At 65.3% G+C, this 24,032-nt stretch carries 19 protein-coding genes and 1 pseudogene; 11 read left to right on the top strand and 9 right to left on the bottom strand.

Features of this window, described 5'->3' with window-relative positions; genetic code table 11:
- Positions 1 to 127: 127 nt before the first annotated feature.
- On the bottom strand, positions 128 to 880 hold the full coding sequence (dnaQ, locus tag BLV47_RS13890; protein WP_092314433.1) for a DNA polymerase III subunit epsilon: 753 nt from the start codon (positions 878 to 880) through the stop codon (positions 128 to 130).
- A 181-nt stretch (positions 881 to 1,061) separates the two neighbouring features.
- Here dnaQ and BLV47_RS13885 point away from each other — a divergent pair, with 181 nt between their 5' ends.
- Entirely contained in the window at positions 1,062 to 1,397 is a 336-nt protein-coding gene (locus BLV47_RS13885; protein WP_092314431.1) for a DUF2388 domain-containing protein, read from the top strand.
- Positions 1,398 to 1,402: 5 nt separating this feature from the next.
- On the opposite strand, the gene rnhA is transcribed toward BLV47_RS13885, so the two are convergent.
- Together rnhA and BLV47_RS13875 are read right to left on the bottom strand one after the other, a co-directional pair.
- Complete coding sequence (gene rnhA / locus BLV47_RS13880) at positions 1,403 to 1,852, bottom strand: ribonuclease HI (RefSeq protein ID WP_092314429.1); 450 nt, start codon at positions 1,850 to 1,852, stop codon at positions 1,403 to 1,405.
- A 108-nt stretch (positions 1,853 to 1,960) separates the two neighbouring features.
- A complete protein-coding gene (locus BLV47_RS13875) occupies positions 1,961 to 2,719 on the bottom strand; it encodes a methyltransferase domain-containing protein (protein ID WP_060839060.1) in 759 nt (252 codons plus the stop codon).
- A 65-nt stretch (positions 2,720 to 2,784) separates the two neighbouring features.
- Between BLV47_RS13875 and gloB the strand changes: the two genes are divergently transcribed.
- The 7 genes from gloB (at position 2,785) to BLV47_RS13840 (ending at position 12,631) form a co-directional block, all read left to right on the top strand.
- Positions 2,785 to 3,552 (top strand): hydroxyacylglutathione hydrolase, encoded by a 768-nt coding sequence (gene gloB / locus BLV47_RS13870; protein ID WP_092314427.1) that lies wholly within the window; start codon positions 2,785 to 2,787, stop codon positions 3,550 to 3,552.
- A 99-nt stretch (positions 3,553 to 3,651) separates the two neighbouring features.
- Positions 3,652 to 5,082 (top strand): LysM peptidoglycan-binding domain-containing protein, encoded by a 1,431-nt coding sequence (locus BLV47_RS13865; protein WP_092314425.1) that lies wholly within the window; start codon positions 3,652 to 3,654, stop codon positions 5,080 to 5,082.
- A 164-nt stretch (positions 5,083 to 5,246) separates the two neighbouring features.
- Positions 5,247 to 7,076, top strand: a complete 1,830-nt coding sequence (locus BLV47_RS13860; protein ID WP_092314423.1) for an extracellular solute-binding protein — start codon at positions 5,247 to 5,249, stop codon at positions 7,074 to 7,076.
- On the top strand, positions 7,073 to 8,923 hold the full coding sequence (locus tag BLV47_RS13855; protein WP_092314421.1) for an extracellular solute-binding protein: 1,851 nt from the start codon (positions 7,073 to 7,075) through the stop codon (positions 8,921 to 8,923). The genes BLV47_RS13860 and BLV47_RS13855 overlap by 4 nt, the downstream gene beginning before the upstream one ends.
- 1 nt (position 8,924) lies before the next feature.
- The gene (locus BLV47_RS13850) at positions 8,925 to 9,998 is read left to right on the top strand and encodes a microcin C ABC transporter permease YejB (protein WP_092314419.1); all 1,074 of its coding nucleotides are present in this window, start codon (positions 8,925 to 8,927) and stop codon (positions 9,996 to 9,998) included.
- 1 nt (position 9,999) lies between these two features.
- Entirely contained in the window at positions 10,000 to 11,019 is a 1,020-nt protein-coding gene (locus BLV47_RS13845; RefSeq protein WP_092314417.1) for an ABC transporter permease, read from the top strand.
- Between the two features lies 1 nt (position 11,020).
- Positions 11,021 to 12,631, top strand: a complete 1,611-nt coding sequence (locus tag BLV47_RS13840) for an ABC transporter ATP-binding protein (RefSeq protein ID WP_092314415.1) — start codon at positions 11,021 to 11,023, stop codon at positions 12,629 to 12,631.
- Between the two features lie 263 nt (positions 12,632 to 12,894).
- Here BLV47_RS13840 and BLV47_RS13835 read toward each other — a convergent pair.
- Positions 12,895 to 13,197 (bottom strand): annotated as a pseudogene (locus BLV47_RS13835) (diguanylate cyclase domain-containing protein); the annotation flags it as partial.
- 80 nt (positions 13,198 to 13,277) lie between these two features.
- Complete coding sequence (locus tag BLV47_RS13830; protein ID WP_092314413.1) at positions 13,278 to 14,450, bottom strand: NnrS family protein; 1,173 nt, start codon at positions 14,448 to 14,450, stop codon at positions 13,278 to 13,280.
- A 291-nt stretch (positions 14,451 to 14,741) separates the two neighbouring features.
- Here BLV47_RS13830 and BLV47_RS13825 point away from each other — a divergent pair, with 291 nt between their 5' ends.
- Entirely contained in the window at positions 14,742 to 17,177 is a 2,436-nt protein-coding gene (locus tag BLV47_RS13825) for a hypothetical protein (RefSeq protein ID WP_244168876.1), read from the top strand.
- A 9-nt stretch (positions 17,178 to 17,186) separates the two neighbouring features.
- Here the strand turns inward: BLV47_RS13825 and BLV47_RS13820 are convergent, their stop codons facing one another.
- Entirely contained in the window at positions 17,187 to 19,274 is a 2,088-nt protein-coding gene (locus BLV47_RS13820; protein ID WP_092314409.1) for a PTS sugar transporter subunit IIC/EAL domain-containing protein, read from the bottom strand.
- Between the two features lie 392 nt (positions 19,275 to 19,666).
- On the opposite strand from BLV47_RS13820, the gene BLV47_RS13815 reads away from it, so the two are divergent.
- Positions 19,667 to 20,170, top strand: a complete 504-nt coding sequence (locus BLV47_RS13815) for a VOC family protein (RefSeq protein ID WP_092317221.1) — start codon at positions 19,667 to 19,669, stop codon at positions 20,168 to 20,170.
- Between the two features lie 36 nt (positions 20,171 to 20,206).
- Complete coding sequence (locus BLV47_RS13810; protein WP_092314407.1) at positions 20,207 to 21,040, top strand: AraC family transcriptional regulator; 834 nt, start codon at positions 20,207 to 20,209, stop codon at positions 21,038 to 21,040.
- Here BLV47_RS13810 and BLV47_RS13805 read toward each other — a convergent pair.
- From BLV47_RS13805 to BLV47_RS13795, 3 genes are all read right to left on the bottom strand, one after another.
- Positions 21,037 to 21,621: a LysE family translocator gene (locus BLV47_RS13805; protein ID WP_092314405.1), complete on the bottom strand. Its 585-nt coding sequence runs from the start codon at positions 21,619 to 21,621 to the stop codon at positions 21,037 to 21,039. The two genes, BLV47_RS13810 and BLV47_RS13805, sit on opposite strands and share 4 nt — an antisense overlap.
- A 201-nt stretch (positions 21,622 to 21,822) precedes the next feature.
- Positions 21,823 to 22,755, bottom strand: coding sequence for a chemotaxis protein CheV (locus BLV47_RS13800; RefSeq protein WP_092314403.1), 933 nt, complete (start codon positions 22,753 to 22,755; stop codon positions 21,823 to 21,825).
- A 69-nt stretch (positions 22,756 to 22,824) separates the two neighbouring features.
- Positions 22,825 to 23,994, bottom strand: a complete 1,170-nt coding sequence (locus BLV47_RS13795) for a methyl-accepting chemotaxis protein (protein ID WP_425272171.1) — start codon at positions 23,992 to 23,994, stop codon at positions 22,825 to 22,827.
- Positions 23,995 to 24,032 lie beyond the last annotated feature (38 nt).

The following is a 24,032-nucleotide window of genomic DNA, read 5'->3' as shown; positions in this document are numbered from 1 at the left end:
GAGCCTGCGAGGCGGCGCGAAGGTCGGCGGGACCTTGTCGGGCGAGCGCCGGCCTGACCGCGCTCGCCCCAGGGATCGCTGCGCCCGTGCAGGCCGTTCGCCAGCTGATCCGGCGCTGGCAGGCGACTTACTGCTGGGCTTCGAGCAACTGGGTCCAGAGTGCCGGGCCGCCGGCAGACTTGGCGATGATGTCCAGACGCGCCTGGTGCTCGGCCAATTCGGCTTCGCTGGCCTGGATGATCCGTCCCCGTGGACGATCGGCCGGCAGACGGCGGATTTCCGTGGCGCGGTTGCCCGAGCCTTCGCCGGAGCCGTTGCCGTCCGAAGCGTTGCCCGCCAGGGACAGGCTGGTCTGGCCACCGGTCATGGTCAGGTAGACGTCGGCGAGGATCTCCGAGTCGAGCAAGGCGCCGTGCAGTTCACGGCCGGAGTTGTCGACGCCATAGCGCTTGCACAGGGCATCGAGGCTGTTGCGCTGGCCCGGGTGACGCTCACGGGCCATCAACAGGGTGTCGAGGATGCTGCAGTGCTGGGTGATGTCCGCGCGGTCGTGGCGCCCCATCAGGGCGAATTCGTTGTTGATGAAGCCAACGTCGAACGCCGCGTTATGGATGATCAGTTGAGCGCCCTGGATAAAGTCGAAGAACTCGTCAGCGACTTCGGCAAAGCGCGGCTTGCCCACCAGGAACTCGTTGGTGATGCCGTGGACGCCGATGGCGCCCTCATCGCTCTCGCGATCCGGCTGCAGGTAAACGTGGAAGTGCCGCCCGGTCAGGCGCCGACCGATCAACTCGACGCAGCCGATTTCAATGATCCGGTGGCCGTCGGTCACCGGCATACCGGTGGTTTCGGTATCGAGTACAACAGATCTGTTGGCCATCAGTGGTCCGTTCTCAATCTGGCAAAGGGCGGGATTTTAGCATGCCCGGCCCAGGGACAGCGCGCCGCAGGGAACAGGCCGCTGCCGCGCACTTTTTAACAGTTATTCGCAAAGCTGATGAGGTTAGCCCAAGGCCCGGCTGCTAGGGTGCCGCCGATCTTTTCCAGGAAAACCCGCAGTCATGAAGACTCTCCGGCGCTGTCTGCCAAGCCTGCTGTTCATCGCCCTGTTCATCGCAATGCTCAGCAGTTCCAGCCATGCCACCAGCCTGGTGATCAGCACCGACCTGAGCATGAGCGGAGTGCTGAGCAGCAGCCAAGGCACGGCCGATATCAGCAGCTCGTTCAAGGATGACAAGATTGTCCTGGAAGCCCGCAGCGACGCCGCGGCCTTCGTCGCCAGCGCCGGCGCGATTCGCGGGGCGCGACTGGAATCAGCGTTGCAGCACATTCGCCAGACCCTGCACAACCCGCCCTACAGCGACGAACAGCTGGCGGCGGCGATTCTCACCCTGTAACGCCCTCAGCCCTTGTAGCCGCGAACCTCATCCACGCCACGGTTGGCCAACTGGTCGGCCCGCTCGTTGCCGTGGTGGCCGGTGTGGCCGCGCACCCACTTCCAGGTGACCTTGTGCCGGTTGACCTGCTCGTCCAACTGCTGCCACAGGTCGGCGTTCTTCACCGGCTCCTTGGCCGCGGTCTTCCAGCCGCGCTTCTTCCAGTTGGCCATCCACTCGTTGATGCCCTTCATCACGTACTGCGAGTCGGTGACCAGCAGCACCTCGCACTCGCGCTTGAGTTCTTCCAGGCCGCGAATCGCCGCCATCAGCTCCATGCGATTGTTGGTGGTGTTGGCTTCGCCTCCCCAGAGTTCCTTCTCGACGCCCTTGAACACCAGCAACGCGCCCCAGCCACCGGGGCCGGGATTGCCCTTGCAGGCACCGTCGGTAAAGATTTCTACGCTATCGCTCATCCACGCCTTCCATCAGAAAATTGCCAATGGCCTGCCGATCACGGTCGACAGCGCCCTGGGCCGAGGTCACTCGGCCGGTCCATATAAAAAGAAGGTTGCTGCAGGTCGTCAGGGTTCGCTGTTACGGCGATTGACCTTGGCCATGGGCAGCGGCACCAGCTTGCCCATGGGTTCGCGTCGCACCTGGCGCACCGGGCGCAGGCCGACCGCGATCTTGCGCGCCACCAGCAGGTAAAAACCGCCGCCGGCCAGTTGCCACTGCCCGGCCTTGCGCTCCCAGCCCGCCAGTCGCGCCTGCCATGCCTGCGAGGCAAGCGGCGGACGATAGCACCCGAAGCGGCGTTTCTCCAGCGCAAAGCCCAGCAGGTTGAGCCAGTCGCCAACCCGCGAGGGCGAGATGCAACGGGCCTGGCGCAAGGCGTCGTGGGCGAACACATGGCGCAGGCCCCAGGTGCTCCAGGGGTTGATGCCGACAATCAGCAGATGGCCGCCGGGGCGCACGCTGCTGGCGGCCTCGCGCAGCAGGCCATGGGGCGACAGGCAGAAATCCAGGCCGTGCTGCAGCACCACCACGTCGGCGGCATGTTCGCTCAGGGGCCAGGCCTGTTCCTCGCAGACGATTTCCACCCCGGGCAACGGCGCCCCCAGGCGCACGTTGCGCTGCACCTGCGGCGCCACCGGAGGGTTTTGCGCCGAAGGCCCGTAATGCACCAGGTAACCGCCAAAGAAGCGCCCCAGTTCCTCTTCGAGCATGCGCCGCTCTTCGTCCAGCAAAAATTGCCCCAGGGGACCGGACAGCCAGTCCCGGGCCGCACTGATCAGGGCCAGCCAGTCGGGATCTGCCTGAGCGAAGGCTTTATCGGTCATTGCATTCTCCAACACGCCAAGAAGCTCTAAGATGCGCCATTGTTTTCCGCTTGGCGAATCCGAAGATGATACAGATCAGTGCCCTGCCCGCCTTCACCGACAACTACATCTGGTTGTTACAAGATCATCGCAGCCAGCGCTGCGCGGTCGTCGATCCGGGCGATGCGGCGCCGGTTCTGGCCTGGCTGGAACAGCACCCGGACTGGGTTCTGAGCGACATTCTGGTGACCCATCACCACCACGACCACGTCGGCGGTGTCGAGCGCCTGAAGCAGCACAGCGGCGCCACCGTGCACGGCCCGGCGCGGGAAAATATCCCCGGTCGCGATGTAGCCCTGGACGATGCTCAGCGCATCAGCGTCCTCGGCCTGGAGTTCGAGGTGCTGGCCGTGCCCGGTCACACCCTGGGACATATCGCCTACTACCATCACGGCCTGCTGTTCTGCGGCGACACCTTGTTCGCCGCCGGTTGCGGACGCCTGTTCGAAGGCACCCCGGAACAGATGCACGATTCCCTCAGCCGCCTCGCCGCGCTGCCGGACGACACCCTGGTCTACTGCACCCACGAATACACCCTGAGCAACCTGCGCTTCGCCCAGGCGGTGGAGCCGGCCAACCCGGAGATCGCCCAGCGCCTGGAGAAGGTCACGCAGATGCGCGAGCAAGGACGCATGACCCTGCCATCAACCCTGGCCCTGGAGAAACTGACCAATCCCTTTTTGCGGGTCGGTGAAACATCCGTTAAACAAAAAGCGGACGAACGGACCGGCCTGGATAACCCGTCGCAGAGTGCGGTCTTTGCGGCCCTGAGGGCTTGGAAAGATAAATTCTAAGCAAGCTATCTATTGGTACAAAAATTCTGAATGGTTGACCGCACCCCGGGTGCTTTCTAGAATCGCCCGACATTTTTGCCCGGAACTTACTTCCAGCCAATGTCGTCATCTATTCGTTATTCCATCAGTTCAGACGCATTGACGCGCTTGGCCCAGGCCATCGCGGTAGCTGTGTCAGCGACTCTTGCGGGCTGCCAAAGCACCGGCCATGCCCCGCAGAGCGACGCGACACACACCCAGAATTTCAACGCCCGCATCAAGCAGAAGCCCATCTGGCTGAGCAACCAGCCAAGCCCGCAAGTTCCCCAGGATGTCTGGGAACGCATGCGCCAGGGGTTCCAGTTGCAGGAAGGCCTGGGCGTCAACCCACGTATTGAACAACAGCGCCTGTGGTTCGCCAGCAACCCTTCCTTCCTGGAAAACGCCGGCGAGCGCGGCAGCCTCTATATCCACTACATCGTCGAGCGTCTCGAAGAGCGCAACATGCCGCTGGAACTGGCGCTGCTGCCGGTCATCGAAAGCGCCTACAACCCGCTGGCCTACTCCCGGGCCGATGCCGTGGGCCTGTGGCAATTCGTTCCGGCCACCGGGCGCTACTTCAACCTGCGCCAGACCCGCTTCTACGATGGCCGCCGTGACATCACCGCTTCCACCACCGCGGCCCTGGACTACCTGACCCGCCTGCACGACATGTTCAACGGCGACTGGCTGCTGGCCCTGGCCGCCTACAACGCCGGCGAAGGCACCGTGAGCCGGGCCATCGAGCGCAATGACAAGCTCGGCCTGCCCACCGACTACTGGAACCTGCCGCTGCCGGCCGAGACCCAAGCCTACGTGCCCAAGCTCCTGGCCCTGTCCCAGGTGGTGCTGGCCCCTCAGGCCTACGGCGTGAACCTCAACCCGATCGCCAACGAACCCTACTTCCAGGTCGTGGAAATCAACCAGCGCATGGACCTGTCCAAGGTCGCGGCAGTAGCCAACATCGACGAGGACGAGCTGTTCCAGCTCAACCCGGCGTTCAAGCAGCGCACCACCATCGACGGCCCGCAGCACCTGCTGGTGCCCACGTCCAAGGCCCAGCTGCTGACCACCAGCCTGTCCACCATGAAACCCGAAGAGCTGATCAGCAAGCGCTCCCTCAAACCGGTCTTCGACGGCGATGAAGGGCGTGATTCGCTGCGTCCCAAGCGCATCTACCGGGTCAAGAGTGGTGACAACCTGGCGCTGATCGCCAAGGCCAACAAGGTCGAGGTCCAGGATCTGCAACGCTGGAACAAACTCAGCGGCAAGAACCTCAAGGTCGGCCAGACCCTGGTGATGCAGGACACCCGCAAGGTGGCCGGCAAGAAAACCAGCCTTGCCAGCAACGGCAAGAAGAAGTCGACCCAGTACAAGGTCAAGCAAGGCGACTCGCTGTACATGGTGGCCAAGCGCTTCAACGTCGAGATGCAGCACCTCAAGCGCTGGAACCCCCGCGCGGCCCAGGCCCTCAAGCCCGGCCAGACGCTCACGGTCTACCTGCCGCACTGAAATATCCCCCTGTAGGAGCCGGCGAACAGCCTTCGCCGGCAGGCCGGCTGCTACAGGAGATTTCAATTGCACAACGCTTGCACCAGCGTACTTTTTCCTGCTGATACAAGCTGTTACTGTACGGAGCATTAAGCCCAAGCCGCCTGGTACGGATCTCTGACTCGATGCGTCCCCTCCTCCTGCTCTTCTTCAGTCTGGCCTTGAGCTTTCCCGCAAGCGCGACGATCACCGAAAGTCATGGTTATGCGCAGTTTGGCACGCTCAAGTACCCGGCCAGATTCACCCACTTCGACTGGGTAAATCCCGCTGCGCCCAAAGGCGGCACCCTACGGGTCATGGCCTTTGGCACCTTCGACACCCTCAACCCCTACACCTTCAAGGGCACCAGCCCGGTCGCCACGCCGAACTTCCTGCAATACGGGGTCAACGAACTCAACGAACCGCTGATGGTGGGCACGGGCCTGTATGCACCCTCCGGTGACGAACCCACCTCCAGCTACGGGCTGATCGCCCGCTCGGTGGAATACAGCGAGGACCGCAGCTGGGTGGTGTTCAATCTGCGCCCTGAAGCGCGCTTTCACGATGGTCAGCCGATCACCGCCTATGACGTGGCTTTTTCCTACCGCCTGCTGCTCAAGGAAGGCCACCCGCAATACCGCACCAACCTGCAGGAAGTGCAACGGGTGGACATCCTCGGCCCGCAGCGCATCCGCTTCGTGTTCAAGCGCGCCGGCAATCCTCTGCTGATCCTGCGCCTGGGCGAGCTGCCGGTGCTGCCCCAGCACTACTGGAAGGACCGCGATTTCAAGGCCACCACCTTCACCCCGCCCCTGGGCAGCGGCCCCTATCGCATCACCCAGGTCCAGCCTGGACGCCAACTGGTGTTCGAACGGGTCCAGGACTACTGGGGCAAGGACTTGCCGGTCAACCGCGGCTTCAACAACTTCGACCGGGTCGAGGTGGAGTTCTACCGCGACAGCGACGTGGCCTTCGAAGCCTTCAAGGCCGGCGAATTCGACATCTACATCGAGCACCAGGCCAAGAACTGGGCCAACGGCTACAACTTTCCCGCGGTCAATCGCGGCGAGGTGATCAAGGCCCAGGTGGCACACCAGATCCCCACCCAGACCCAGGGCCTGTTCATGAACACCCGGCGCAACCTGTTCGCCGACGTGCGAGTGCGAGAAGCCCTGGGCCTGATGTTCGACTTCGAATGGACCAACCGCACCCTGTTCAGCGGTGCCTACCAGCGCGCCCTGAGCTACTACCCCAACAGCCAATTCTCCGCCACGGGCCTGCCGGTGGGACAGGAGTGGCTGCTGCTGTCGCCTTACCGCGAGCAACTGCCGGCCAGCCTGTTCACCCAGGCTTTCAGCCTGCCCCGCACCGAGGGCCGCGGCATCCCCCGCCAGACCCTGCGCCGCGCCCTGGGGCTGCTGGCCGAAGCCGGCTGGAAGCTCAACGGCCAGCGCCTGCAGAACGGCACCGGGCAGCCACTGCGTTTTGAACTGATGCTGGTCAATCCCAACCTGGAACGGATTCTCCAGCCCTACGTGGAGAACCTGGCGAGCATCGGCATCGAGGCGCGCCTGCGCACCGTGGACCGGGCGCAATACAAGCAGCGCCTGGACCAGTTCGACTACGACATGATCCTCATGACCCTCAACCAGACCCTGAGCCCGGGCCTGGAGCAATGGCAGTACTTCCACTCCAGCCAGGTTTCGGTCAAGGGCAGCAAGAACTATGCAGGCATCAACAACCCGGTGGTCGATCACCTGCTGGAGCAACTGCTGGCCGCCCAGAGCCGCGACGAACAACTGGCCGCCGGCCGCGCCCTGGACCGGGTGCTGCTGTGGCAGCACTACATGATTCCCAACTGGTACCTCAACTATCACCGACTGGCCTACCGCAACCGGTTCGCCTTCGTCGCCACGCCGCCCTACAACCTGGGCTTGAACGCCTGGTGGCTGAAGTCCCTGGAGACTCCCCAATGATGCCTCTGCGAGCCCTGCTCCTGCGCACCGGCGGCCTGTTGTTCGGCGTCATCGCCTGCTATGCCCAGGCTGCGCCGCAACACGCCCTGACCCTGTACAACGAAGCGCCGAAATACCCGGCGAGCTTCCAGCACTTCGACTTCGTCGACCCCCAGGCGCCCAAGGGCGGCACCTTTCGCATGGCCGGCTTCGGCAGTTTCGACAGCCTCAACCCCTTCATCAGCAAGGGCGTGCCCGAGCAGAACATCGGCCTGATCTACGACACCCTGATGACCCAGAGCCTGGACGAGCCCTTCACCGAATACGGGCTGGTGGCGGGCAAGATCGAGAAAGCCCCGGACAACAGCTGGGTGCGCTTCTACCTGCGGCCCGAAGCCCGCTTCAATGACGGCCAGCCGATTCGCGCCGAGGACGTGGTGTTCAGCTTCCAGACCCTGATGAGCGCTGGCTCGCCGCTGTACCGCGGCTACTACGCCGACGTCGACCAGGTGATCGCCGAAGACCCGCTGCGGGTGCTGTTCAAGTTCAAGCACAGCAACAACCGCGAGTTGCCGCTGATCCTCGGCCAGCTGACGGTGCTGCCCAAGCACTGGTGGGAACACCGCGACTTCGCCAAGAGCAACCTGGAAGTGCCCCTGGGCAGCGGCCCCTACCGGGTGAGCGCGGTCAAGGCCGGGCGCTCGATCCGCTACGAGCGGGTCAAGGACTACTGGGGCCGCGACCTGCCGGTGAACCGCGGTTTCTACAATTTCGACGTGATCACCAGCGATTACTACCGCGACAACACCGTGGCCCTGGAAGCGCTCAAGGCCGGCCAGTTCGACTACTGGCTGGAGATCAGCGCAAAGAACTGGGCCAACGCCTACAACACCCCGGCCGTGGCCCAGGGACGGCTGATCAAGGAACAGATCGCCAACGGCAACCCCACCGGCATGCAGGGCTTTGTCTTCAATACCCGTCGGCCAATGTTCCAGGACGTGCGGGTGCGTCACGCCCTGAGCCTGCTGCTGGATTTCGAATGGAGCAACAAGCAGCTGTTCAACGGGGCCTACACCCGCACCCGCAGTTACTTCGAGAACTCGGAAATGGCCGCCACCGGCCTGCCGGGCCCCGAGGAACTGGCGATCCTCGAACCGCTACGGGGCAAAATCCCGCCCCAGGTGTTCGACCAGGCCTTCTCGCCTTCGGTGTGCGACGGCAGCGGCATGATCCGCGCCCAGCAGCGCCAGGCCTACCAACTGTTGCAGGAAGCCGGCTGGCGCATCGTCGACGACAAGATGGTCGACCCCCAGGGCAAGCCGCTGGTGATCGAGTTCCTCCTGGCCCAGACCGAGTTCGAACGGGTGTTGCTGCCGTTCAAGCGCAACCTGGCCGACCTGGGCATCGACCTGGTGATCCGCCGGGTCGACGTATCCCAGTACATCACCCGGGTGCGCTCGCGTGACTTCGACATGATCGTCGGCAGCTTTCCCCAGTCCAACTCCCCAGGCAACGAGCAGCGCGAGTTCTGGATGTCCTCCAGCGCCGACAAGCCCGGCAGCCGCAACTACATCGGCCTCAAGGACCCGGCCATCGACAGCCTGGTGGAAAGCCTGATCAACGCCGACTCGCGCGCCAGCCTGGTGGCCCACGCCCGGGCCCTGGACCGGGTCCTGCAATGGGGCTACTACGTGATCCCCAACTGGCACATCAAGACCTGGCGCGTGGCCTACTGGAATCACATCGGCCACCCGAAAGTCGCGCCCAAGTACGACATCGGCATCAACACCTGGTGGATCAAGCCCGATGCCAAGCCCGCCGTGGAACCGGCCCCGGACCAGGCGGCCGCGGCCGACAGGGAGCAATGACATGCTGGCCTACATCTTTCGCCGACTGCTGCTGATCATCCCCACCCTGCTGGGCATCCTGCTGATCAACTTCGTGATCATCCAGGCCGCCCCGGGTGGCCCGGTGGAGCAGATGATCGCCAAGCTCGAAGGCTTCGACAGCGCCACCAGCCGCATCGCCGGCGGCGGTGCCGAAGTCTCGGTGGCAGGCTCCAGCTACCGCGGCGCCCAGGGCCTGGACCCGGCGCTGATCAAGGAAATCGAGCACATGTACGGCTTCGACAAATCGGCGCCGGAACGCCTGTGGATCATGATCAAGAACTACGCCACCCTGGATTTCGGCAACAGCTTCTTCCGCGACGCCAAGGTGGTGGACCTGATCAAGGAAAAGATGCCGGTGTCCATCTCCCTCGGGCTCTGGAGCACGCTGATCATGTACCTGGTGTCGATCCCCCTGGGGATCGCCAAGGCCACCCGCCACGGCAGCCACTTCGATGTCTGGACCAGCTCGGCGATCATCGTCGGCTACGCGATCCCGGCCTTCCTGTTCGCCATCCTGCTGATCGTGGTGTTCGCCGGCGGCAGCTATTTCAACTGGTTCCCGCTGCGCGGCCTGACCTCCAACGACTTCGACCAGCTGAGCTGGGGACGCAAGATCCTCGACTACTTCTGGCACCTGGCGCTGCCGGTCACCGCCCTGGTGATCGGCCACTTCGCCACCATGACCCTGCTGACCAAGAACAGCTTCCTCGACGAGATCAACAAGCAGTACGTGGTCACCGCCAAGGCCAAGGGCCTGACCCAGCGCCGGGTGCTCTACGGCCACGTGTTCCGCAACGCCATGCTGCTGGTGATCGCCGGCTTCCCCTCGGCCTTCATCGGCATCTTCTTCACCGGCTCCCTGCTGGTGGAAGTGATCTTCTCCCTCGACGGCCTGGGTCTGATGAGCTTCGAGGCGGCGATCAACCGCGACTACCCGGTGGTGTTCGGCACCCTGTTCATCTTCACCCTGCTGGGGCTGGTGGTGAAACTGATCGGCGACTTGACCTACACCCTAGTCGACCCACGCATCGACTTCGACAGCCGGGAGCATTGAGATGAACCTGTCCCCCCTCAATCGCCGGCGCTTCGAGCGCTTCAAGGCCAACAAGCGCGGCTGGTGGTCGCTGTGGCTGTTCCTGGTGCTGTTCATCCTCAGCCTGGGCGCCGAGCTGATCGCCAACGACAAGCCGCTGGTGGTGCACTACGAAGGCGGCTGGTACTTCCCGGCCCTCAAGCGCTACCCGGAAACCACCTTCGGCGGCGAGTTCCCCCTGGAAGCCAACTACAAGAGCCCGTACATCCGCGAGCTGCTGGCACAGAAAGACGCCTGGGTGCTGTGGGCGCCGATCCCCTTCAGCTACCAGAGCATCAACTATGACCTGCGGGTGCCAGCCCCGGCGCCGCCCTCGGCGGACAACCTGCTGGGCACCGACGACCAGGGCCGCGATGTGCTGGCCCGGGTGATCTACGGGTTTCGCATCTCGGTGCTGTTCGCCCTGACCCTGACCATCCTCAGCTCGATCATCGGGGTCATCGCCGGCGCCCTGCAGGGCTTCTACGGCGGCTGGGTGGACCTGGCCGGGCAGCGTTTCCTGGAAATCTGGTCCGGGCTGCCGGTGCTCTACCTGCTGATCATCCTCGCCAGTTTCGTGCAGCCGAACTTCTGGTGGCTGCTGGGGATCATGCTGCTGTTCTCCTGGATGAGCCTGGTGGACGTGGTACGCGCCGAGTTCCTGCGCGGACGCAACCTGGAATACGTGCGCGCGGCCCGGGCCCTGGGCATGCAGAACGGCGCCATCATGTTCCGCCACATCCTGCCCAACGCCATGGTGTCCACCATGACCTTCATGCCCTTTATCCTCACCGGCGCCATCGGCACCCTCACCGCCCTGGACTTCCTCGGCTTCGGCCTGCCGCCGGGGGCACCGTCCCTCGGCGAGCTGGTGGCCCAGGGCAAGTCCAACCTGCAGGCGCCGTGGCTGGGCATCAGTGCCTTTGCGGTGCTGGCGATCATGCTCAGCCTGCTGGTGTTTATCGGTGAATCCGCCCGCGATGCCTTCGACCCGAGGAAATGACATGACCCAGGACACTCTGATCGAAGTCCGCGACCTGGCGGTGGAATTCGTCGCCGGCGACCAGTGCCAGCGCGTGGTGGAAGGCATCAGCTTCGACATCAAGCGCGGCGAAACCCTGGCCCTGGTCGGGGAAAGCGGCTCCGGCAAATCGGTGACCGCCCACTCGATCCTGCGCCTCTTGCCTTACCCCCTGGCCCAGCACCCGTCCGGCAGCATCCAGTACTCCGGGCACGACCTGCTGACTCTCAAGGAAAAGACCATCCGCCACATCCGTGGCAACCGCATCGCGATGATCTTCCAGGAGCCCATGACCTCGCTGAACCCGCTGCACAGCATCGAGAAGCAGATCAACGAGGTGCTGGGCATCCACAAGGGCCTGACCGGCAAGGTCGCCAGCAGGCGCACCTTGGAGCTGCTGGAACTGGTGGGCATTCCCGAGCCGCACAAGCGCCTCAAGGCCCTGCCCCACGAACTGTCCGGCGGCCAGCGGCAACGGGTGATGATCGCCATGGCCCTGGCCAACGAGCCGGAGCTGCTGATCGCCGACGAGCCGACCACGGCGCTGGACGTCACCGTGCAGTTGAAGATCCTCGAACTGCTCAAGGAACTGCAGGCGCGCCTGGGCATGGCCTTGCTGCTGATCAGCCACGACCTGAACCTGGTGCGACGCATTGCCCACCGGGTCTGCGTCATGCAGCAGGGGCGCATCGTCGAACAGGCGTCCTGCGAGGAGCTGTTCCGCGCGCCGCAGCACCCCTACACCCGGGAACTGCTGGCCGCGGAGCCCAGCGGCCTGCCAGCGAGCAATGAAGTCGGTCCGCCGTTGCTGGAAGTGGACAATCTCAAGGTCTGGTTCCCGATCAAGAAAGGCCTGCTGCGCAGCACCGTGGATCACGTCAAGGCGGTGGACGGCATCCACTTCAGCCTGGCCCAGGGCCAGACCCTGGGCATCGTCGGCGAGAGCGGCTCGGGCAAGTCGACCCTGGGCCTGGCGATCCTGCGCCTGATCGCCAGCCAGGGCGGCATTCGCTTCGAGGGCCAGCAGCTGGACGCCCTGTCCCAGCAACAGGTACGGCCGCTGCGGCGAGAAATGCAGGTGGTGTTCCAGGACCCCTTCGGCAGCCTCAGCCCGCGCATGAGCGTCAGCCAGATCGTTGGCGAAGGCTTGCGCATCCACAAGATCGGCAGTGAACAGGAGCAGGAACAGGCGATCATCGAAGCGCTCAAGGAAGTCGGCCTGGACCCGGACACCCGGCACCGCTACCCCCACGAGTTTTCCGGCGGGCAACGCCAGCGCATCGCCATCGCCCGGGCCCTGGTGCTCAAGCCGCGACTGATCCTGCTGGACGAGCCGACCTCGGCCCTGGACCGCACCGTGCAGCGCCAGGTGGTGGAACTGCTGCGCAACCTGCAACGCAAGTACAACCTGACCTACCTGTTCATCAGCCACGACCTGGCGGTGGTCAAGGCCCTGAGCCACCAGTTGATGGTGATCAAGCACGGCCAAGTGGTGGAACAGGGTGACGCGCGCCCCATCTTCGACGCCCCGCAACACCCTTACACACGGCAATTGCTGGAAGCCGCCTTCCTGGCTCCGGCAAGCGCCGAATAACCTGCAACAGGAGCAGCAACTTGTGGGTTTTCTGGCTGGGAAGCGTGTCCTGATCGTCGGCGGCGAACAGCCTCAAGCCACAGCCCCAATAGCGCCGCGGACACCGTCGCCAGCCTTGGCGCGCAAACGCAAAGCCGGGCCAGTGCCGCCGGGGTGAACATCGAGGAAAACCATGCCCCGCCGTCCATCGAGCGCAGCCAGTAGCGGCCGGCATCCTTGGTTGGCCGCCCCGCTCCAGGTTTCGGGGCTTGCCTGGCGCGCCTTCAGTGGGTCTGCTTGTGCAGGTACATGGCCTTGTCGGCATCGGCCAGAAGGTCCTCGATACCGGCGTGACGCTCGGGGTCGTACTCGATCTGGCCGACGCTGAAGCGGATGTCGTAGCCGCGTTTCAGGGTGGCGTTGCGTTCATTGAGCAGTTCACCGAGGCGCGCCATGATCGCCGACGTCTCGACGTGATCGGCAGCGGTCAGCAGGGCCACGAATTCATCGTCGCCCAGGCGACCGATCACATCACTCTCGCGAAAGGCGATGCGCAGCACATCGGCAAAGGTCTTCAGTGCCCCGTCGCTAAGACCGCAAGCGTAGTTCAGTTTGAGCGGCGCCCGGCACGCCACGAGCGGGCGTGCCCGCCTCTGCTTGGTCGCACTCAGACCCGTGCGGTCAACAGAATCCGCGCGTAGCCGCCGACGAACAGGGCAAACGCCAGGGCCCCCAGCGCCGCCGACAACCCCAGGCCCAGGGCGCTGAACGGCACCAGCAGCACCCGGCATAGCGCCGCCAGGAACAGCAAGGCAAAGGCCCCGGCCATGGCCCGGGTCACCTGCAGCGGCCGGCCGCTATGGCCCAGGCTGACCCGGGCGATCATCCCCAGCACCAGCCCGCCAAGGCCGCCCAGCGCCAAGGCATGGGTCACCAGACTCTGCGACGGCCAGCCGCCCAGGTGCCACAGCGCCATGCCCAGGGTGGCCAGCGCCAGCCACAGGTAGCCCAGGTACAGCGACCACAGCAGCGGCAGCCGCCACAGCCCCGGCTGGTGCCAGTGCCACAGGCGCCACAGATGCAGGGCCGCCAGCACAGCGAACAACGGCGCCAGCCAGGGCCGAGGCGCATCAGCGCCGCCCAGGGCCATGGAGATCGCCGCCAGCAGGCTGCCCAGCAGCAACACGCGGGTGGGCCAGGGCGAAGTCGGTGGCGTTGGCGGCCGATTGAGCCCGCGCTGGATGAAGAATGGGATCACCCGGCCGCCGATCACCGTCATCAGGGCCGCCACCAGCCACAGCGCCCCCAGCTCGCCGTGGCGCTGCCAGACTTCCTGCGCCGCCAGCAGGCCCAGCAGGGTCTGCCCCTGAAACAGTGCCAGCAGGCCCAGGATCAGCACCATGGGGTAGTTGTCGCGCTTGCCCGCGCGCCACAGTTCACGCCCCACCAGCGCGGCCAGCGCCGGCATGAAGGCCAGTTGCAGCACCAGGAACAACGGCGCCGGCAGCGGCAGCCACCAGGCCAGCCGCGCCAGCAGCCAGAGCAGCCACAACAGGATCAGCGGCGTGCGACTGAGGGCCGGGCGCCCGGTCCAGTTGGCCACCGCCGTCAGCAGGAACCCGGCAATGATCGCCACGGCAAAGCCGAACAGCATCTCGTGCCGATGCCACGCCAGCATGCCGCCCAACGGCTGGCGGCCGCTCCAGATGCCGTGCAGCCACAGGCCCCAGCCCACCAGGGCGATACAGGCAAACGCCGCGCCGGCGAGAAAAAACGGCCGAAAGCCCAGGCTCCACAGCGGCTGCGCGGCCCATTGCCGCCAACGTTCAGGCAACGACACAGGCAGCCCTCCCCCAGCTCGGGACAGGCAACGGCGAATTGCAGTAACAGATCATGCGCGGAACTCCTTGGCCAATCAGCGATGCGTCAGCACTATCAGGTTTCATGCCAAGACCCGCGCCCGGCAAAACCGTGGCCGCCACTCGGCCACGAGTCTTTATGACCCGAAAAAACCAGGTCATAAAGACCACGCAACAAGTCAATCCGACTCTATTTTGCCAGCTGCGTTTTTTCGCCCAAGGGCGTAGATTGGCAGCCCTTGTCGCCCCCCTACTCCACAAGGATGTCCCCGGTGCCCTCCCGTCCCAGCGCCCCGTCCGAAAAAAGCCTGCCGCGCCTGTTGCTGGAACTGCTCTGGCAGTTGAGCGCCCTGCTGATCCCGATCTTCTTCGTCACCCTGTTGCCGCCGCTCCTGGCCCTGGTCGTGGTGCTCGCCTGCGCCGCCGGCATGGCCCTGACGGCTCGCCTGGGCTGGCCCCGAACCGCTCGCGCCATGGCCCGGCTGATGATCAGCGCGGTGTTCGGCCTGGGTTTCAGCCTGGGGCGGGCATTGCCAGCGTACTGGGACATCGCCGCGGCCTTCGTCAGCATCCTGGTGGGTATGGGCACCATCAGCCAACTGGAGCGACGCCTGGGCCTGGTCCAGTCACCCACGGCCAGCAACAGCGCCTGGGGTGGCAACGAGCCGCAGAGCACCCCGGAAGGCCTGCCGATCCGCGTGTTCAACCATGGCGAAATCGCCATGGGCGGCCCGACCTATTGCGACTACCTGTTCCCGGACGGCGTGCTGCTGCAAGGACTGGGGTCGTCGGCGCGCTTCTCCAGCGACGGGCGCTACTTCGCCGCGCCCTTGCCATCCCGCCAACAGTGGGGCCTGGCGATCCTCGACCGCTCGCTGCGCCGCCTTTACCGCTGCGACCACGGCGAGTTCTGGGAGCTGGACGCCTTCGCCGCAGACCACCTGCGCGGGCGGCACAGCCCCCTGGTGGACAACGGCTCGCGCCACGCCAGCCTGGCCACGCTGTTGGAGAGTGCCGAAGCGATCGACCTGCTGGCGGTGGCCGATCTGTGGCTGGAGCCCGGCGCCTGGGTCGACAACCTGGCCCGGCAGAGCTTCGAGGAACTGTCCCCGGACGGGCGTCATCGGCTCCAGGCGCGGATGGCCCTGCCCACCTGCTTGCGAGACTTGCCCCAACCCCTGGAGCCGCTGCGGGCACCGCCTTACCAACTGAGCCTGGACGGCCAGCCCAGCGGCCTGTTGATCAGCGCCGACAGCCCTCGTTGCTGGAGCCGCGACAGCCGCTCCCTGGCCTGCAGCGCCCGCGAGGAACAGCAAGCCGATCAGCCCAGTACCTGGCTGTGGCAGGCGGACCGAGGCTGGCGCCGACTGCCACAGCCCTGGATCGCCAGCCCGTCGGAACCCTCTTTTTACCCCGGCGCCCTGCTGGAGCTGGACAGCCGTTACCTGCGTCACGCGGCCTACCTGGATTGCGCCGAGATCGACCGGGGGCGCTACGGCTATCGCCTGCACAGCATCCATAGCGACACCGAAACCGGCGTCGGCCACGACCCTGAGGGTTGCCTGCAGGTCGCGCCGCTGCCGCTGGTGCAAACCCGACTGTGCCAGCCCCTGGACAGCGGCGGCGGCCGCGGTGACAGCCAGATCGAGTCACAGCCGCTGCTGGACGGCCAGCGGGCGCTGTTCAGCTGGCTGGCCGACGATGCACAAGGCGTGGGCGCCTACGCCTGCCGGATCGGCGACTGGCAACTGCCCGGGCGCTGGCGGTTGGACCATCGAGTTTCCGACTGTCGGCGCTATCTGGCCCTGCTGCCTTTTACCCAGCTCTCCCAGGTCAGCGACCGGGCGGTGGTGGCCGACCTGCAGCAGCAACGCCTGCTGCACAGCCCGCCGCTGCTGGCGGCACGCCTGCTGGACTTGCGCCATGGCCAGTTGAGCCTGGCGGTGATCGTCGGGCGCCTCGACCAAGACCTGCCGAGCAGCCCCCTGCAACGCTTCAACCGGCCCGCGCCGGCGCCCGACCAGGCTGCCGGGTTCTGTGCCGACCAGGACGGCTCCCAGCTGTGCTACCAACGCCAGCACCTGCAGATCACCGAGCAGCAACTGCTGCCGCTGGCCGACTGGCGCCTGGTGGACCGGCCCCAGGCCGCGGTGGCGGAAGGCGACTTCATCCAGCCGGCCCCCGACGGCCGGGATGCCGCCTGGCTGTTCGGCAGTGAAACCGAATACGCCGACAGCTGGCTGCGGGAAACCAGCCCGCGCCTGGGCGGCCACTTGCTCACCGCCAGCGGCTGCGCCCTGACGGACCTGGCGCCGTCGCTGATCTGGTCCGCCGATGGCCGTTATCTGGCCCTGACCCGGCTGCGCCTAGACGTCGAAGACGGCTACCGCGCCTGGCAGCTGTTGCTGCTGGATGTGCGCCAGCGCAGCCTGCGCATCGCCCCACAGTGGCTGCGCCACCGGCCGCTGTTGCAGCGCTTCGACCACCAGGAACTGGAGTTGCGCCTGTACGAACGGGATTGGCAGGCCGCGGATGACAACGACCCGGGCCGCAGCCTGCGCCTGCCCCTGGCCGAGTTGCTCGACCTGCCCACCCAGGCCCTGGAACCCCATCAGGGCCTGTGGCTGCTCGCCGCCGACGCCCACCTGGCCGGCGCCTGGCAGGCCCTGCCGCGCCCGGAGCATCCGGCGTTTCGCGAGAGTGCCTGAAGCCGCGCCTCAGTCCTCGCTGGCAACCCGGGCGCTGTGGGCCCGCTGGCGGACAAACCCGGGGATCTGCTCCCCGGGCAGGGACTTGCTGTAGTACCAGCCCTGGATGATCAGCTCCGAGCTCGACTGCAAGAAATCAAGCTGCTCGCGGGTTTCCACCCCTTCCACCACCACCTTGAGCTTGAGCGTCTCGCAAAAGCGCAGCAGACCGTTGAGCACCTGGGCGCCCTTGGGCTCGCGCTGGGCCAGGACGAAGCTGCGGTCGATCTTGATCCCGTCCACCGGAAACTGATGCAGGTAACTCAAGGCGGAAAAGCCGGTGCCGAAGTCATCGATATAGACCCGCGCCCCCAGGGCATGCAGCTTGCCGATCCATTGCTGGGTCAGCAGGGCATCGCCCACCAGCGCGTCCTCGGTGATCTCCACCGAAACCTGGCCCTGGGCCCAGGCGAGAATCTCCAGCAGACGCCGACCATGCTCCGCCGAGGCCAGGGTGGCGCTGGAGATATTGATGGTGATGGGCAGTTGGAAGCCGATCTTGCTCCAGGCCAGGTGCTGGCGCACCGCCTGGGAGGCGACCCAGAAGTCCACCTCGGGCATCAGCCCGGCCTGCCCCAGCCATTGCAACAGCTCCCAGGGCGACTGCACCTTGCCCTCGCCGTCCCGGGCGCGGATCAGCGCCTCGCAGCCGGTGCACAGGCCGCTGTCCTTGGCCACCTGGGGCTGGTACTCCAGGTGAAAGTCGTAGCAGCTCAATTGCTGGATCCGCGCCAGTTGCAAGGACTGCTGCGCGGCCTGACGGTAAGCCGCCACCATCGGGTCCAGCTCGAACAGCCTGCCGCGCTCCTCCAGGCCGCGGAAGGTGGTGTCGAAGGTCTTCAGGTAGACCTGTCCGGCGCCCTCGCCCTGGCGCTGGATGCTGCGCACATAAGGCAGGTAGATCAGGGTGCCGATGCCCAGCAACAGCAGTTGCAGGAGCACCGCGCCCCAGTCGCCCTGGGTACTCAGGTAGGCATTGAGCAGCACTGGCGAGGTAAAGGGCAGGCTGACCAGGGCCGGGCTGACCCAGCCCAGTTGCACCACCAGCAGGGCCAGGCAGGCGTTGACCATCGGCACCAGCATGAAGGGCACCAGCAGCCGCGGGTTGAGGATGATCGGCAGGCCGAACAGCAGCAGTTCGTTGACGTTGAACAGCGACAGCGCCAGGCTCGCCATGGCCAGCAGGCGCATGGAACGGTTGCGGGAAAAGCCCAGGATCGCCAGCACCAGGGCCAGGGAACCGCCGGATCCGCCGATGAAGGCGAAACACCCCAAGAGGCCGCTGTTGAGGGCATAGCGCAGGGGTTGCCCGGCGGCATGATCGGCGGCATTGAGGGCCACCGCCTGATCCAGCACCTCGATCACGGGCTGCATGGCGTAGGTGCCGTGAATGCCGAAGAACCACAGCAGGGAATTGGTCGAGGTCAGGAGAATCGCGTTGAGGTAGGGATGATCCAGGCTGTCGATGTCGAGCGGGCGCTGGATGTAGGCAAAGTCGTGGACCTGCAACAGCACTTGCAGCACCGCCACCAGCGCCAGGCAGGTCAGCCCCCCCGGCAGCACCATGTTGATGGTGCCCTTGAGGTTGTGCCCCACCAGTCCTTCGTCCACCAGCCGGGTCCAACGTCGGCGGTGCAGCCAGGCCATGGTCGGGACATTGACCAGGGGCGAGGCGATGGCGATGAACAGCACGAAGGTCGCCGACGCCAGCGGATAGTCCCGCAGCAGGTAGATGGCGATCACCACATGGGCCAGGCAGAGAAAGGCCACCGGCAGTTGCGGCAGGCGGTGCTGGATCGCCAGCATGTAGCCGATGGACGCCGCCACCAACAGGGGAATGATCGAACTGATGCGGTTGTGCAACCCGGTCAGCAAGTCCACCAGGGAGCCGGGGGCGCCCAGGGCCTGGGCACATTGCGCAAGGATCAGGAACAGCGCCGACACCAGCAGGCAAGGCAATAGCCAGAGCAGGCCTTCGCGAATCGAACGCAAGGACTCGGCGCCCGCCAGCAACGCCAGGCGGTGGGTGAAAAACAGCTTGAACCCCAATTGCCGCATCGGCCTCTCCCCTCTGCCTGCGCACGTCCGTCCCCTGCAGACGGCCCCCGTCACGACCGCCCGGCGTCTGGCGAGGCCGTAAGGCAAACAGGAGGTGCAGGCGAAGATACCACTGTAGAAACCCTGGTCGGCAAGCACTCAATGACGCCGCCTTGAGTGTTTTATCGCCCCCGCGGCGCCAGACTTGACCCCGACACCGCGCCGCCCGCCAGCCCCGCCCTGGTCCACAACCTCCATGACGCCCATCACCACTGGCTCCATGGCCTGTTGCCGCGCCGCCTGCAATTGGCGACCCGCTGGGACTTCCGAGCGCGCCGATCCACGGTCGCGTGGCCCGACGGCGGGTTGACTACGCTTGAGCAAGCGTGATCAACCCGCAGAGGACCGACACCATGCCACGCATCCAGACCATCACCCCGTGCCTGTGGTTCGACCACCAGGCACACGCGGCGGCACAGTTCTACTGCTCGGTCTTCGAACAGTCGCACATCACCCACATCAGCCATTACGGCAAGGCCGGCTTCGAGATTCACGGACGCCCCGAGGGCTCGATAATGAGCGTGGCCTTCGAACTCGACGGCCAGGGCTTCAGCGCCCTCAACGGTGGCCCGCTGTTCAGCTTCAATGAGGCCATCTCCCTGCAAGTGCATTGCCGCAGCCAGGCCGAGCTGGATCACTACTGGAACGCCCTGGGTTTTGGCGGCCCGCCAGAAGCGCAGCGCTGCGGCTGGCTCAAGGACCGTTTCGGGCTGTCCTGGCAGATCGTGCCGCAGTGCCTCACGCCGATGATCTGCGACCCCGATCCGGCCCGTTCGCAACGGGTGATGCAGGCCCTGCTGGGGATGAAAAAACTCGATATCGCGACGCTGCAACGCGCCTTCGACGGCAAAAGCTAATACAATCGCGCCTGCTTTCACCGACGGAAAACCGCAATGAAGCCTGCCCTCTCCTGTGACCAGGAACCGCAGTTCTGGCGCGACCCGGCCCTGCCGTTCATCGAGGCCCGCGCCATCGCCGATGGCCGCAAGGTCTGCTACAGCCGCCATGCCCACCAACAGTTTTCCATCGGCAGCATCACCGCGGGCGTCAGCACCTACCTCAGCGGTCACGCGCAGTGGCGGGTCAGCCGCGGCACCGTGGTGCTGATGAACCCGGGGGTGGTGCACGCCTGCAACCCGATCGACGACCAACCCTGGTCCTATCGCATGCTGTATGTCGACACGCCCTGGCTGACCGCGCTGCAGCACGACCTGGGCTTCAGTGCCGAGCTGGGCTTTCGTCCGTTTCGCGAGACGCACAGCCGTGACCCGCAACTGTTCGCCGAGCTGGAGCAGCTGTACCAGACCCTGGTGGCCGCCGAGGCCGAGCCGCTGCTCAAGCACAGCGCCGTGGTGAGCTTTTTCAGCGACCTGCAGCAGCGCCTGAACCCCGCCGAGGCGCCGCCCCGGGGCGACAACCGCAAACTGCAGGAAGCCGCCGACTACATCCGCCGCCACTGCACCCAGGCCCTGAGCCTGGAAGACCTGTGCCAGGCGGCGCAGCTGTCACCGTCCTACCTGATCCGTGCCTTCAAGCAGCAGTTCGGCATGCCGCCCCACGCCTACCTGGTGAACCAGCGGGTGCAGTTCGCCCAGGCCCGCCTGCGCAGCGGCGCGCCGATCGCCGAGGTGGCGCTGGAGGCCGGCTTTGCCGATCAGGCGCATTTCCAGCGCGCCTTCAAGCAGCACCTGGCGGCCACTCCCGGCCAGTACCGCGGCCAGCGCTAGACCAACAGATAGCCCGCGCTGGCAGCCAGCAACGCGGCCATGCTGCGGTTGAACAGACGCATCTGCGCCGGGTCGCTCAGGTAGTGCCGCAAGCAGCTCCCGGCATAGGCCCAGCAGGCAATCGACAGGTAGCAGATCAGCCAATACAACCCGCTGAACAACCACACCAGGCCCACGTCCCCGTCGGCGGCAAAAGCGCCCATCCCCGCGACGCAGGCCAACCAAGCCTTGGGATTGAGCCACTGCATCAACGCGCCGTACCAGGCCGACGGCGCCCGGGCTGCAGCATCGGTATCCAGGCGACCATCGTCCCGGGCCAACTTCCAGGCCATGTACAGCAGGAAAGCCACGCCAAACAGGCGAATGCCCTGGGTCAGCAGCGGCCACTGGCGCAGCAGTTCGTGCAGCCCCAGGCCGATCAGCACCAGCAGCCCGACGAAGCCCAGGGTGGCTCCGGTTACGTGGCGCAAGCTGGCCCTGAAGCCGAAGCGTGCGCCACTGCTGAGGGCGACGATGTTCACCGGTCCCGGGGTGATGGAAGCGGCCAGGGCAAAGGCCGCCATGGAAAACACCAGGCTCATGTCTTGTTTCTCCTATCTGGGTCGGATTGACCGCCGCCCAGACTAGGGAGCCAGGATCGCCGCGTATTGAAGAAAACTGCCCTGGTTCGCCTCCAGCGGCGCAGGTGAATGAACGACGACGCCAGCCCCCTGCCCATGCCGCGCAAAAGGAGCTACCGGGCAAACAGGTGACAGGCCTGACGCGCCGCCCCGGGGCCCGGCTCAGGCCGGCGTCAGGCTGGCGATCCGGTCCACCACTCGCCCGGCCAGATCGTCGGGGCGAAACTTGGCGAGAAAATCATCGGCACCGACCTTCTTCACCATGGCCTGGTTGAAGGCCCCGGACAGCGAGGTGTGGAGCACGATGTACAGTTGCTGCATCCGTGGGTCGTTGCGCACTTCGGCGGTAAGGGTGTAGCCGTCCATTTCCGGCATTTCGATATCCGAGATCATCATCAGGAACTCCTCGTCCGGGCGCTTGCCGGCATCGAGCAGAGTGCGCAGGTACTCCAGCGCCTCGCGGCCGTCCTTCAACGACACCACCTGCACCCCGACGCTTTCCAGGCAGCGGGTCACCTGCTTGCGCGCCACCGCCGAGTCATCCACCGTCAGCACCCGCCAGTGCGCCGCAGCGACCTGGGTCTGCGGCGGGATCACGCCCTGGGAGATTTCCTCGCAGACCGGCGACACCTCGGCCAGGACTTTCTCCACGTCGATGATCTCCACCAGGTGCTCGCCGACCCGGGTCACCGCCGTCAGGTAGTTGTCCAGGCCGCTGCCCTTGGGTGGCGGGTGAATTTCCTCCCAGTTCAGGTTGACAATGTGTTCCACCGCACTCACCAGAAAACCCTGGGTCTTGTTGTTGTACTCGGTGATGATCACGTAGGCGTTGTCGATATCCTCGACTCCAGGCAAGCCGGTGGCCAATGCCAGATCAAGTATCGGAATTGATACACCGCGAACATTGGCCACGCCACACACCACCGAATGTGACATGGGCAGTACATTCAACTTGGGACACTTGAGAACCTCTCTAACTTTAAATACGTTGATGCCATACACCTGTGACTCATTAAAACGGAATAACAATAGTTCCAGACGATTCTGCCCTGCCAACTGAGTACGGCTGTTAACCGTTTCCATCACACTGGACATACGAACCCCCTGCCCTGATCTAGTTGATCAATCGGCGATTGAATGAAAGTTGCTGATTACCCTTGGCGATCAACTATTGAAACGGGTCACCAGGGCATTTAGTTCGTGAGCGGTGGACTCCAGATCGCCACCCACGGTGGAGGAATGCACGGCGATCTCGGCGTTCTGATCCGAAACCCGGGCAATCTTGGTGATCTGCTCGGATATTTCCTCGGCAACATGGGCTTGCTGCTCCGAGGCCGCGGCCATTTGCTGGCTCATCTGGTGAATCCGCTCCACCGCCGCGTTGATGCCGTCCAGGGCTTCCTGGGTACTGATCACCTGGGCCACCCCGGAGCGCGCTTCGACGCTGCCCTGGCGCGCCACTTCCACCGCCTGGGTGGCCACTTCCTGCAGGGTGACGATGATGCGCTGGATGCTCTGGGTCGACTCCTGGGTCTTGGAGGCCAGGGCCCGGACCTCGTCGGCCACCACCGCAAAACCGCGGCCCTGCTCGCCGGCCCGGGCAGCCTCGATCGCCGCGTTGAGGGCCAGCAGATTGGTCTGTTCGGCAATCGAGCGGATCATGTTGGCCGCCTGCTGGATCGACTGGGTTTCCGCGGCCAGGCCTTCCACGGACTGGCTGACCGCGTCCACGGTGTCCGCCAGTTTCTCGATCACCACGCGGGTTTTCTGTGCCTCCTCGGAGCCCACCTGGGTCAGGTTGTTGACCTGATCGGCGGCCGAGGCGGTGTCGTGGATGTGCACCGACACCTCGGAAATCGACGAGGCCATCTGGTTCATCGCGGTGGCCGCCATGTCCGCTTCGTCGCGCTGTTTGCCCAGGGCGCTTTCCGCCTGCTTGGACAGACTCTGGCTGGTGGAAGCCAGGGACGCCGCCTGGTTGGCGTAGTCGCCCAGCCGGCTGAGGGCGGTGCGGATTTTCGCCGACTCGCTGATCAGGATCATCTGCAACTGCGCCACCGGGCCGTGTTCGTCGGTGTAGGTACGGGCGATCAGCTCACTGTCGAAGCTGCCCAGGGACACCGAGCTGATGCGCCCGAGCATCTGCCGCGCGCGATACAGGGCATAGCCCTGGACCGCGAAATACCCGGGAACCGCCGCGCCCAGCGCCGCCCAGGCGCCCCCCAGCCAGTAGGCGCCGGCGGTGGCCGCCAGGCCCAACACGGGCGGCAAGGCAAAGCTGCAGACCCTGGCCACCCGGTAGCTCCAGGGCAGGGCCAGGTTGTCGCTGCGCATGCGTTGATAGAGGGCGCCGGCGCGCTCCACCTGTTCGC

This window comes from Pseudomonas saponiphila (assembly GCF_900105185.1).
GTDB lineage: Bacteria > Pseudomonadota > Gammaproteobacteria > Pseudomonadales > Pseudomonadaceae > Aquipseudomonas > Aquipseudomonas saponiphila.
The sequence above is the reverse complement of the archived record's forward strand: the minus strand, read 5'-3'. Positions and strand labels throughout refer to the sequence as shown.